The sequence below is a fragment of the Microbulbifer variabilis genome (assembly GCF_052467165.1).
In genome coordinates, this window is record NZ_CP174301.1 from 4565580 (window position 1) to 4577589 (window position 12010).

General features: G+C 51.9%; 14 protein-coding genes. 2 read left to right on the forward strand and 12 right to left on the reverse strand.

Features of this window, described 5'->3' with window-relative positions:
- Positions 1-131 precede the first annotated feature (131 nt).
- Positions 132-908: a ferredoxin--NADP reductase gene (locus ACJJIP_RS20330; RefSeq protein ID WP_020413801.1), complete on the reverse strand. Its 777-nt coding sequence runs from the start codon at positions 906-908 to the stop codon at positions 132-134.
- Positions 909-1032: 124 nt separating this feature from the next.
- On the opposite strand from ACJJIP_RS20330, the gene ACJJIP_RS20335 reads away from it, so the two are divergent.
- Entirely contained in the window at positions 1033-1920 is an 888-nt protein-coding gene (locus ACJJIP_RS20335) for a LysR family transcriptional regulator (protein WP_020413802.1), read from the forward strand.
- A gap of 378 nt (positions 1921-2298) precedes the next feature.
- Here ACJJIP_RS20335 and ACJJIP_RS20340 read toward each other — a convergent pair whose 3' ends face one another.
- The 9 genes from ACJJIP_RS20340 to ACJJIP_RS20380 form a co-directional block, all read right to left on the reverse strand.
- A complete protein-coding gene (locus tag ACJJIP_RS20340; protein WP_444945886.1) occupies positions 2299-3918 on the reverse strand; it encodes a M28 family metallopeptidase in 1620 nt (539 codons plus the stop codon).
- A gap of 139 nt (positions 3919-4057) precedes the next feature.
- A complete protein-coding gene (locus ACJJIP_RS20345) occupies positions 4058-4801 on the reverse strand; it encodes a hypothetical protein (RefSeq protein ID WP_020413805.1) in 744 nt (247 codons plus the stop codon).
- A 10-nt stretch (positions 4802-4811) separates the two neighbouring features.
- Positions 4812-5222 (reverse strand): ACT domain-containing protein, encoded by a 411-nt coding sequence (locus tag ACJJIP_RS20350; protein ID WP_020413806.1) that lies wholly within the window; start codon positions 5220-5222, stop codon positions 4812-4814.
- 210 nt (positions 5223-5432) lie between these two features.
- Complete coding sequence (locus tag ACJJIP_RS20355; RefSeq protein ID WP_444945887.1) at positions 5433-6092, reverse strand: hypothetical protein; 660 nt, start codon at positions 6090-6092, stop codon at positions 5433-5435.
- Positions 6093-6180: 88 nt separating this feature from the next.
- Complete coding sequence (locus ACJJIP_RS20360) at positions 6181-6666, reverse strand: hypothetical protein (protein ID WP_020413808.1); 486 nt, start codon at positions 6664-6666, stop codon at positions 6181-6183.
- Between the two features lie 265 nt (positions 6667-6931).
- Complete coding sequence (locus ACJJIP_RS20365) at positions 6932-7396, reverse strand: ecotin family protein (RefSeq protein ID WP_020413810.1); 465 nt, start codon at positions 7394-7396, stop codon at positions 6932-6934.
- 46 nt (positions 7397-7442) lie between these two features.
- Positions 7443-8642 (reverse strand): hypothetical protein, encoded by a 1200-nt coding sequence (locus tag ACJJIP_RS20370; protein WP_282951996.1) that lies wholly within the window; start codon positions 8640-8642, stop codon positions 7443-7445.
- Positions 8643-8771: 129 nt separating this feature from the next.
- The gene (locus tag ACJJIP_RS20375; protein ID WP_020413812.1) at positions 8772-9458 is read right to left on the reverse strand and encodes a thiol:disulfide interchange protein DsbA/DsbL; all 687 of its coding nucleotides are present in this window, start codon (positions 9456-9458) and stop codon (positions 8772-8774) included.
- 230 nt (positions 9459-9688) lie between these two features.
- Positions 9689-10348: a c-type cytochrome gene (locus ACJJIP_RS20380; RefSeq protein WP_020413813.1), complete on the reverse strand. Its 660-nt coding sequence runs from the start codon at positions 10346-10348 to the stop codon at positions 9689-9691.
- A 124-nt stretch (positions 10349-10472) separates the two neighbouring features.
- Here ACJJIP_RS20380 and yihA point away from each other — a divergent pair, with 124 nt between their 5' ends.
- Complete coding sequence (gene yihA, locus ACJJIP_RS20385; protein WP_020413814.1) at positions 10473-11132, forward strand: ribosome biogenesis GTP-binding protein YihA/YsxC; 660 nt, start codon at positions 10473-10475, stop codon at positions 11130-11132.
- 171 nt (positions 11133-11303) lie between these two features.
- On the opposite strand, the gene ACJJIP_RS20390 is transcribed toward yihA, so the two are convergent.
- Together ACJJIP_RS20390 and ACJJIP_RS20395 are read right to left on the reverse strand one after the other, a co-directional pair.
- The gene (locus ACJJIP_RS20390; protein ID WP_157533525.1) at positions 11304-11459 is read right to left on the reverse strand and encodes a hypothetical protein; all 156 of its coding nucleotides are present in this window, start codon (positions 11457-11459) and stop codon (positions 11304-11306) included.
- A gap of 31 nt (positions 11460-11490) precedes the next feature.
- On the reverse strand, positions 11491-11949 hold the full coding sequence (locus ACJJIP_RS20395) for a hypothetical protein (RefSeq protein ID WP_020413815.1): 459 nt from the start codon (positions 11947-11949) through the stop codon (positions 11491-11493).
- Positions 11950-12010: the final 61 nt, after the last annotated feature.

Consider the following 12010-nt stretch of genomic DNA (forward strand, 5'->3'; position numbering starts at 1 on the left):
TCCCAGCAAATTCACCCTCAAATCAAAATAGAAGACAAGGGTTTCACAAGGTCAGGATAGTTTCGAGAGTTTGTATTTCACCCATAAAAAAACCACCGCAAGGGTGGTTTTTTATCGCTGGACTGGCCAACTTATTTTTCGACGAAAGCGCGCTCAATCACATACTCGTGCGGTACCCCTGCGCGTGTCTCCTTGAATCCCCAGTCATCTAGGATATTGGTGAGATCCTTCAGCATTGCCGGGCTACCGCACAGCATAAAGCGATCCTCTTCAACATTCGGCTTGGGCACATCCAGATCTGTAAAAAGTTTTCCGGACAACATTAAGTCGGTCAGGCGACCGGTATTGCGGTAGGGCTCACGGGTCACAGTCGGGTAGTAGAGCAGTTGCTCGCGTACCATCTCACCAAAATACTCATGCTCAGGTAGCTCATTCTCGATCTGCTCCTGATAGGCCAGCTCAGAGACATAGCGCACCCCGTGGGTAAGGATTACCTGGTCAAAACGCTCATAGACAGTGGGGTCTTTGATAATGCTCATGAAAGGTGCCAAGCCGGTGCCCGTAGACAGCAACCACAGGCGCTTGCCCGGCAGCAGGTGATCGGCCACCAGGGTACCGGTGGGTTTTTGGCTCACGTAGATCTCGTCGCCCGGCACAATCTTCTGCAAGCGGGAAGTCAGGGGGCCATCGGGAACCTTGATACTGAAGAATTCCAACTCATCTTCGTAGTTGGCACTGGCAATGGAATAGGCGCGCAGTAGTGGACGACCATTGTCCTGCTGTAAGCCGATCATCGTGAAATGTCCGTTCTCAAAGCGAAAACCCGAATCCCGGGTGGTCTTGAAGCTAAACAGCGTGTCGTTCCAATGACGGACTTCCAACACCTTCTCTATATTCAATTTGGACATAAACTTAAAACCGGTTATTCCACGAGTCTCTTGATAGTTGAATTTTAGCCCTGGAAGATCTATTGGCAAAGTGGGATATTTCGATATTCCTTATCTATTTTAACGATCAAGTGGAGATTTCCCTTTGCGCTATACCTTGCGCCAACTGGAGGTGTTCCTTGCCTGTGCTCATCACGAGAATGTGAGCCGCGCAGCAGAGAGCCTGAGCATGTCCCAGTCCGCCGCCTCCACCGCCCTTAAGGAGTTCGAACAGCAGTTTGAGCTGCGCCTGTTTGAGCGCACCGGCAAGCGCCTGCGCTTGAATGAGCTGGGCAGGCAACTATGGCCCAAGGCGGAGGAGCTGCTGGAAAGGGCACAGGAACTGGAACAGAGCCTGGCCAGTCATCGTGATCTCGGGCGCCTAAAAATAGGAGCAACACTAACCATCGGCAATTACCTGGCAGCAAACGTAATGGCGCGATACATGGAAGAGCAGCCCGGCACACGAGTGGAGCTGGAGGTCGCTAATACATCAGTAATCACAGAGCGGGTGCTTAACTTTGAGCTGGACCTTGGGCTTATCGAGGGTGAATTTAATCACCCGGATCTGGAAATGATTCCCTGGCGCAGTGATGAATTGGTCGTCTTTTGCGCCCCCTCTCATCCCCTGGCCAAACGCAAGCGCCTAACAGACAGAGATCTGCTCAAAGCCATCTGGATTACCCGGGAACCCGGTTCCGGTACACGCCAGACTTTTGACCGGGCTATGGCTGGCTTACTTCCCAGTCTGCACATTCTTTTAGAGCTACAGCACACAGAGGCTATCAAACGGGCCGTGGAAGCCGGTCTTGGAATTAGCTGTCTATCTAAAGTTTCACTGGCTGACGCATTAAAACGAGGCTCTTTAATTGCGCTGCCTGTACCACAACGGGATTTTCACAGAGAGTTTTATTTCGCTTTGCACACACAAAAATATAGAAGTGCGGGAATTGAACGATGGCTGGAGTTATGTAAACAGGAATCATCAGAATAAAAAACCACCCTTTGGGTGGTTTTTCCAGCAAAACTACCTAAGTTACTTCACTTGTACCAACTGTGATTTTGCTTCATCTGGAACTTCATCAATAGAAGCTATTGTCAGTCCGCCCTTAGGAATAGATGCAGTATTTGACTGTAAAGTTATATTTGCCGATTCAGGTAATTTTCACATTGCACCAGTAGCAGGATCCACTATCAGCATACCAATAAGGCCGCCAATTAGAATATTACCTATGTTCCAACCATTCAGACCAGGTTGAATTTGAAAGCTCTGCTCTTTGTAACCAGCCATATGGCATTCAATCGTATAGCTTGCAGAAGAAAAGAATCCATTCACAAATTTTTTATAGATTTAATAAGAAGTTTTTACGGGCTACCTTCCAAACAACTCCCCAAAGAAATCCCCCTCATACCAGAATGGCTTGCCCTCAGCATCTGCCACTTCCCTGGCAATTAGGTAATTTACCTCGGTAAACTGCTTGGCAGCTATATAATTCACCCCTGCATCGGGAGCATCCCCGGGCTTGTGATAGCTCTCTTTCAGGAAGGCCACTTGCATAGCGGTACCATCAATATTTGGATCCTGAGCCTCTCGTCCAGTAATCAGGTAAATTGAGGGAATACCTCGGCGCACAAAATTGTAGTGATCACTGCGAACAAAGATCACTTCTTCCGGCATGGGATCTGGGCTCAGTTTTAAGCCACTGCGCACTGCGGCACGCTCGGCAATCTGCCCCAAGGACGAGTGCTCGGCACCGAAGGCGATAATGTCGCGAAACGGGTACAGCAGCATAGGCATATCAAGATTGATATTGGCTACTATAGACTGCAAAGGAACGGTAGGATATTCAGCAAAGTAATCTGATCCTAACAGCCCTTTCTCTTCTCCGGTCACAGCCACAAATAATAGTGAGCGCCGTGGTGCATGACCGGATTCCACGAACAGACGCGCAGTTTCCAGCATTACTGCTATGCCTGCTGCATTGTCCTGGGCACCATAGTAAATTTGGCCATCCTCTTTTTTACCAATATGATCAAGGTGGGCCGAGAAGACTACATATTCATTTTTTAAAAGGGGATCACTGCCAGGTAATACTGCCACCACATTGGGACTGGTAATTTCCTTATGTTTGGAACTAGTACCTAGTGCTGCACTGTAAGGCAGTGGAAATCCCTTCGGATTCTGACCTTTTTCAATATCGCTGAAGATGCTTTCCAGGCTGCTTTGCGCACCGACAAATAGCTTGGCCGCTGCTTCGCTGCTGAGCATAACGCCTGGGTGCAACCCGGGAGTTGCACTGCCCGGGTTGCCTTCCCTATTAACCCAATCAAAGGTGTCATCGTGACGATGCTCGGCATAGCGGGCAAAGGGGCGACGCTTTTCCCTTTCCGGGGTATATACGGTGATGTAGCCGACGGCCCCGTGGCGGGCGGCAGTTTCACGCTTATTACGGCTTGAAGCGTAGTGGGCTCCAACTTCACTGGGTAGGCTCTCGGGACGTCCACTCAGGATCACCGCCACCTTGCCCTGAACATTTAAGCCAGCATAATCATTCAGGTTGTACTCAGGGGCCTCGATTCCGTAACCAACAAACACCAAATCTGCTTCCAGGCTACTGCGCTCACTGACCGCCGATGGACCTGCGATAAAGTCCTCGCCAAAACAGAAAGTAACATGCCCACTCTTCCCTTTCAGGACAAAGCTAGGCTCTGCACCATTCCAGCTTGCACTGCGGAAAGGCACGTCCTGGAAGTAACCCTCATCACCGGCGGGGACCAGCCCCATACGTTCGAACTGTTCCGCAACATACTGTGCAGCCTTGCGATAACCCTCACTGCCGGTATCGCGACCTTCCAGTTCAGCCGATGCCAAGTAATCCACATCCCGGCGGATATGGTCGGTATTGGCACTGGGAGCGGAAGTCGTGGGGACAGTGGTGCAGGCCACCAACAGGGCCACCAAAAGGGCACTGAACAGGATCTTGCTTCTCATGGGAGCTCTACTTCTCAATAAGCCATCGCGACGGGTTGATGCCGCCAGTAAAAGGGGCGCAAGCTTATCACGATAGACAGTAACTGCGTGCAGAATACCGTTAGCGATTATTTACCCAAAATTGGTATCGGAATAACTTTCAGGCTGCCTTATCAATCCCCGGGAAAGCCCGCTCCACGGCGGTAACTACCTTTTCATAGGCGCAATCAGGACAAAATTCACCGTGGGCAGCCAATAGATGTAGGAAACTTAGGCCTAGCAAACGCCGAAAGTCGACCTGTAAATGATAACTGGGGTCACCTCCATCCGGGGTCATACGCGTGCGCCATGCAGGTGGAATCTGCATTCCACAACGCAAACCGGACAAGCGCAAGAGATTGCGGCCAAACCAGTTACAACCACCCCAACTACCCCAATACTGCAAGGCATCACAGCTCAGCAGCAAACCACCATTAAACGGCAACCAAAGCACTGCCTCTGGAAAACGGCTGTGGCAAAATTCCAGGAAACGTCCATCAGGTATAGGGCACTCTCCATTCTCCCTGATCACCCGGTCAGCACCAGGGGGATAAAAATCAGAGCCAACCTGCCGCCAAAAGGTAAGGTCGAAATGATCTCGGTAATAGAGGTCATCTTGGCCATGATGGTAACCGAGACGGACTGCATGGCGGACGCTACCGAGATCGCGCAACTTTTCCTCCTGTTGAGGACGCAGACGTACGGGGTTTATCAAAGTTAGATCTTCTCTCCAACGCACTATGGCCATATTACGATTAATAGTCACACCGGGAGCCAGTTTTACGGTGCCCGGAACGCAGAACAGATCTGGCAAGAGCTGGCGAATCTCTCCGTGGGGTTGGGCCTGTGGATAGTTGATTCGCACTGGCTTTCGCTCAGGTGTACTGCACCCGATTGCTTATACCCCGCAATAGCTGCAGGGCGCGTTCGGCGCTGTCTTCCGGAACAAAGATATGGTCGTGACGCAAAGCAGTCACCACATTGGCAACGATACCGGCTTCTGCCAACTCCCCAGCGATAGTTGCAGTCAACCCCACCGCACTGAGTCCAGAAAATACCTGTAAAGTAATCTGTCGAAATGGTGCGCTAGAGGCGATGCCATATTGTTGGGCCAGGTGTAACGGCATTATTGCACTCATGCCCTCCCCTTCGCGGAAGATACACAGGCTTTCCGCCAGTATTTCCTCGAGACGAGTATCAGACACCTGACAAAAAACGAAAGTTTCTTCCTGCAGTTTTGGATACATATTTCGCAAGATCTTGGCGAGGGAGACTTCAGCACTCATATCCTAATGCCATTTTTTTGAAGACCTTCAGCGATTGATAACCAATAGCTACCTTGTATCCACAAGCCACCAGCTATGAATTCTTGGAAAAATGACCAGATGCTCTGAACATGTTCTGTTTAGGAGCACCCCTTAGGCTTGGAGATTTTTATTCTAATTTCGCTTGCGCTTCTTCACGCCTTTTTTTGCAGTTTCTTTTAATTCCTCCCCCTAAAATTCCGGTTCACCTTGAGCCGGAGTAGTATCCACTTCTAAATCCGGGGACTCCTCTCTCTCCCAGCTTTTCAAGGCTGAATCGATATCTTTCTCAAGATCCAGGCTAGGAAATTCCGGGCAAGGCGCATCCCGTTCCGGGTCGTGCCAAGCAGAGAGGGGGGCAACAAAAACCACCAGAGATTTATGCAGCCTATTGCGGCCGATACTCACTTCCGTCCAGGTAGTCTGCCAAGCAAACTTTCCCCGCACTGCATAGTCACTTTCATAAGATTTCAGTGTCAGGAAATACGGATATATTTTTCCACGACGACAAATAATCCTGCGGCCGGTTTTGATATTTGCCATCTGTGTGAATGGGTCAAAGTACCAATGTATATCGTACCCAAAAGCAAACTTCATTTTCCCTTTCTTATTCGGTAGAAATGCGTAAGAGCGACCAGTACCATCTGGTTTTAAACTCCAGACATGGCGGGCTTCACCATCTCTGGAGATTAACCAGGCGCCAACCCACTGACTGGCATTAAGGCGAGACTGTGCATGCCAACCATCGACTCGCGTTTTCTCTTTTTCTTTCTTATTAATTTCCTCTTTCGCAAATACCGAGGTACAGGTGAGCATAAATATCAGAGCGACAGTCAGGCACCTCTGAATCACGAAGCTTCTCCGGAGGTTGGCAAATTCTTCCCTGAGTGGATTACTCCTGGCTTTGACATTTCGAGCCTGAAATGACATTGAAAAGCGCTCAGCTGGCAATATCCGGACAATTGCTACCCGCTTTCGGTGTACGCCAGCTGCTGAGTCGACGCTGGAAGCTCAGTAAGCCACCTCCCGCCTGCAGCCAGTGTCGACCATCAATCACTGCGAATAGCAGCGTGGATTTACTCCAACCCCGAAATGCCACTGACACCACACCGCCCTTACAGTGAACCGAAGCGCCGGTGCGAACCCGCACTCGATCACCATCGAGCTGCCAGTTGATTGCGAATCCATGGGTCAGGCGTCCGCCAGAGTTAAAGCCATAGGCATAGCCAGAACCATCGGCGTTCAGCTGCCAAACCAATTGGTCATCACCCTCGCTAACCACCAGCCAGTTGCCAGCCCATTTCTGTTGCGCTGACTCCGCTGCAGCTGCTAGTGGCAACAGCAGAAAAAGCACCAAGACGACGGCATAAGTCTGAAAGAGGGAAACTAGGACACGATTCGATAGGGAAAGACGCAAATACTTCATGCGCTACTCTACTGTGTCAGCCCGCGGAAGCTACCGCGAGGTGGAGTTTCTGCGAACGGCGGCCAGGTTGCCACCAATTTTCCTGTCCGGTTACAGCCTTGGCGACCGGCGTGAAAAGTTGCTTAGGCGCTCCTTTTCACATCCTTTGCTTAGTAAGGCTAGACGCAAAATCCCACAGTGGCATTAGAAGCATTAAAAATATTAAATGAGACGCCAGAAAGGCGTATGGAATAAATAGGTTTGATCAAGAGAAGGAGAGCGGTCTTTACCGGGTGCGCGCATCAGACATATTTTTATCCGCCCGCCACACGCGATACTTGAGCTGTACACCTTGTGGCATGTACACCACCAGCGGCAGGTTACTTCTGTAAGGCAGTATAAGGCCTTCAGCCCGCACGCGAATAAAGCGCCTCGACTCAGACCCCGGCGCACATACCTTTTGTGTATCAGGTGTTGCCTTCAGTTCAGACAAAACATAGTAGGGATAGCCCCAGCCCGGTAATAACTGGCGCTCCAGCGGTGCCGAGAAGCTTTGCAGGTTACAATCTGCGACTTCACTCTTTCCTGGCACCAGTTCCACCATAAAACGGCTTTCATCCACTACTTTTGGCAGCTGAATAACATGGCGCTGCTTTCCCTCCACTTCCACCGGGAAGGCGTCCAGTGGCTCCGCGGCCTGGGCCGTTAGACTACTAAAAAGAACCAGTGATGCAACGAAGGATCTTGCCATTGGGACTTCCTCAGCTAACGACCTCTGTTCTGGCGCACAAACCTCCTTAAAGTTTAGACAGCTTTTTCCGCCGCAGCCCCCACCACAGAGTTAATCCCAACACCAGGGCCACGATAAAGAGCAGCAAAGCTCCAAAGAATTTATAGCCTCTGTCCACTGCTGGTTCGATTCGGGTCTGTGCCGAAGCCAGCATGGCTCGCAGGTCTTGGAAGGAGGCAATTACCTTAGTATTCGGCGCACCTGTTAATACTTGACTGCGAAGCAGCTGCCATCGCGACTGTAGTTGGCTCATTAGTACTTGGTCCCGAACTTCAATTTGTGACCGCAATGGGAGATAACCTTCGCGATAGGCGAGCATCAGCTTGTGGTAGGCACCGGCTTTATCTCCACTGCGATAATCCGTGAGCGCCAGTTGCAGCAGGCCATCAGCCCTGGCCAATGGGGGCTCCAGCGCGCGCACTAAGTGAGGGTGGGCACGCCACCACATCAAAGCCTTCTGTGCATCAGCTGGCAATTCTACCGGACGTGTGACCGCCAGACCGGGCAAGCCCACCAGGGCTGGGTAACGCTCAGCGATATCTGCAGCCGGAGGCAACTGACCTTGAACTGAAAAAGCAGCCACGGTCACTGCCAGTGCCCAACGCTGCCAGACAGTCAGACTGCCATCAATATCAAGTCCATGAATCTCATCAACCGTGGGGTCCAAAGTGTTATAGAGGTCATAGAGACTGAAATTGCCTATTCGGGATGCTTCGAGAAAACCCGGCCCGCTCACTCCACCCTCACCCTGGCCACCGTGACAGCTGGCACAACGCTCTTGATAGAGAGGCATAGCAAGGCTCGCTGCCGGCAGTGTGTGGGCCGGTGACCTTTGCATTTGGTAAAGAGCCGCCAATCGGTCGGCCAGTTCATTGGCGCGCCGCCTCACCGTTTTCCCACTCTCCCTGCGCTCTATAGCCTTACCTAATTCGGTGATTCCCTTTTCTAGAGAGTTACGGCCAGGCCGATCTGGTAGCTGCAGCACCAACTGCAGAGCCTGAATGGCATGTTGTTGCTGCAATTGGTAGAGCCCGGAGTCGAGCAACTTGCCACCATCCACAGCGTCGCCGTAGTCCACTGCGATATAGGAGAGGAGGTTGCTGGCTCGCGCAGCCAGCCTGTCGTTCTCTGGGGCAAGCTGTGCCAACAGAATTTCAGGGGACAGGGCCAGGAAGCAAAGGCAGAGCCAGATCCATTTGTATCTCATGGGTACTTCCCGGTGGGCATTGCAGCCAAAGGGCGCCGCATAGGCACAAGTTTGGTCTAAAGATTGGTCCTACAGGAACGCCGGATATAAAAAACCCCGCTCAAGGCGGGGTTTGTCTCAACAGGAATGTCAACCGCGATCTGCGCGTTCCTTAGCGATTAGGTAATCCGCCACCTGCAGCATCACTTCCTGGGAGTTGCTCTTGCCCTTATAGCCTGGCAATGAGGAACTGATACGATACTTTCCGGCTACAACCACTTCTGGAGTACCTGTCATTTTGTAGGCACGCTGATTGGCCATACCTTGCTTAACCTTGCTGTTGATGGCGAAGGAGTTCATCAGCTTGGCAGCCTTGGCACCGTCAGCACCGTGCTTGTTAAACAAGGCTTCAATTGCCTGCAGGTCCGGCTTCCAATTACGTCCCTCGCGGGTAGCCAGCATCTGGCGCTGGTTGTAGATAGTATTGAACAGCGGAGTATGCATTTTCTCCAGAACACCCATAGCATCAGCCACGTAGAACAGGCGCGCGTGCACATCCATCACAGGCTGCCAAATGGCGGGCAACTTAAGCAGAGCAACATCACTGGGCATATTCTTTTTCCAGCGATCCAGAGTAGGTTCGAAATGGTAGCAGTGAGCACAGCCGTACCAGAACATTTCAGTAACTTCGATTTTGTTATTGCTCTTTTGCGCAACCGCCTGTGGTAGTACCTGATAGTGCTGGCCAGCCTTAAACTCGCCGCTTTCCTGGGCGCAGGCCACCAGACTGAACAATACAGCCACTACCATCGTTATTGGGGCGAGAACTGCTCTCATAATAAGTCTTCTCCAACTTGTACATTCGTGATTCGAATACCGGCTTGCGACTGGCTGGCGGACCACTGAGGACACAATAGACAACGCAGATTATTTAAGTTCCCGTTGCCACTCGCAAGGAAACGCCGTAAAAGCTGCAATACTTTACCCAATTCCCCGGCCTTTAAGCGAGCTTCGGGTACAAAAAAGGCCGGTGTGTGACCGGCCTCTCGTTACTGTGACTGGGTGATTTACTCTGTCAGACCAGCAATGTAGTTGGCCACAGCCTTAATCTCTGCATCAGAGAGCTGCTTGGCTACGGTACGCATGGTGCGGGTATCGCCATCATTATCGCGGGTACCAGCGCGGAAAGCTTTAAGTTGAGCCTCAATGTACTCGGGATACTGACCGGACAGACGCGGATAACCAGCGGGCGCATTGCCCAATCCAGTGGGAGAGTGACACCCCATACATGCGGGCACCCCGGTCTCCATATTGCCGGCTCGGTACAGCTTGCGCCCGAACGCCAGGCCGTCAACACTGTCTCCACTGTTTAATTTAATGGCGATCGCCTCGGAACCGGAGAGTTGCATGGGCTGGGAAGCGAAGTAAGCGGCAATATCCTGCAGATCCTGGTCATTGAAGTTATCCAGCTGGCCAATCATCTGCGGCACATCGCGGGTTTTGTCCTGGATGTCCTTGAGCTGCTTATAGAGATATTTTTCGCCGAGGCCGGCAATTTTTGGGAAGGCCGGGGCCAGGCTGTTGCCATCAGTACCGTGACAAGCGGCGCACTGGGCGGCTTTCGCCTTGCCCGCAGCAGCATCGCCCGAGGCCATTGCAAAGGGTACGGCCCCCAGGCCGATAACCAAACCGAGTGCCAGAGCAGTGTTCTTGATAATGCTGTTCATACGTCGTCCCGTTGCGCGCTGAGATATGGCGTTTCGTGTCGCCCCCAATAGTCCTGCGACGCGAAAACCGCGGCATTATATACTTGCGCGCCAAGCGAGTGTACCGAATCAGCAGACTTAAACGATGTCAATTACCGAATTTGAAGCCCAACCGCAAAAACTGAACTATCGTACTATACGATTTCTTACCAGTGCCCCCACCCTGACTGAGTGTCCAGAGGACTCAGGTGCGGAGGTAGCGTTCGCCGGCCGCTCCAATGCGGGCAAATCCAGCGCCATAAACGCCCTTACCGGCAATAACAAATTAGCACGCACCTCTAAAACCCCTGGTCGCACCCAGCTGATCAACTTCTTCAGCCTTTCTGAGCAACAGCGCCTGGTGGACCTGCCGGGATACGGCTACGCCAAAGTAGCCCGCGCCATGAAGGACGAATGGCAACGCCATCTGGCCGAATACCTGGAGCAGCGCACCTGCCTGAAAGGCCTGGTGCTATTGATGGATATTCGCCAACCTCTCAAAGAGTTCGATATACATATGCTCACATGGGCCGTTGAAGCCGGTCTGCCTGTGCATATCCTACTCACCAAGGCAGACAAACTAAAAAATGGCCCCGCTAACAATGCCCGCTTTGCTGTAGAAAAGGCCATCAAACAGCAGGGCCTCGACCGTGGTGTAACGGTGCAGACTTTTTCCTCCACCAAGAAAGCTGGATTGGACAAACTGGAGCGTAAATTAAACGCATGGCTTGCCCCACCAGTAGAGGGAAATACAGCAGGGGGCTAATGTATCACTTGCCGAAGGAGCCTCAACCGGGGGGACGAATCCCAGATCAGGCTCCAAACTGCCACCAATACCTTTCCCACCGCTCAAGACCTGTACAGTAGATATCAATAAGGTGGCGACCAGAGAGGTCGGGGACTCAAAGGCCGCCAGATCTATTTAACCCCACTGGGCCTAACCGCGCTTCGCAACTGGCATCAGGGCACGTAATAAGACCTTGCGCAACCGTTGATGCGCCCTGGGCGTTGGACAGAATAGCTCTTCAGCAGAGAGGTATCGCTGTGCCAATAACTCAACAAGAGTCTCCTCGCGAATAGCAACTGTGAGCAAATCCGAAGGCTCCCCAGCGGGAGACTGTTCCTCAGTGCAGGCGCCAACTCGTTTCGGCTCCAGTTGCGGCTTTGCCTCTGGGGACTGCTGACATGAATTCTCCTGAGCCATCTGGGTAGAGGGCACTAATGCATTCAGCGGCAACCTTATTTTTATCGCGCTCTCCCAGCTGGCGGGCGAGTACTGAACTGGCTCCCGCGAGGATGTAGTGGTGTAATTTTTCATCGCCCTGCTCCCGGTAAGCTTCCATCAGGCTGGCCGCGCTCTCGCTAAAGCGCTGCGCAGAAACGGCATAGCTGGGCCACTGGCGTGCCAGCAACATACCGGCAACATCAAAAGCACACCCCAGATAAGGAATAGCCTCCGAGTGATGTCCATCTTCTATAAGGAGCCTGCCGCGCTCCATCCAGTCTAACCACGCCTTTTCTGCACGATCCCTGTTATCGAACAACCATTGACGGTGATTTGCACATAGGTAACGTAAATTCACGGTAACCCCCCTGTTAGAACTCAATTAACATTAATGCGAACCATTATCATTTGCAAGTAAG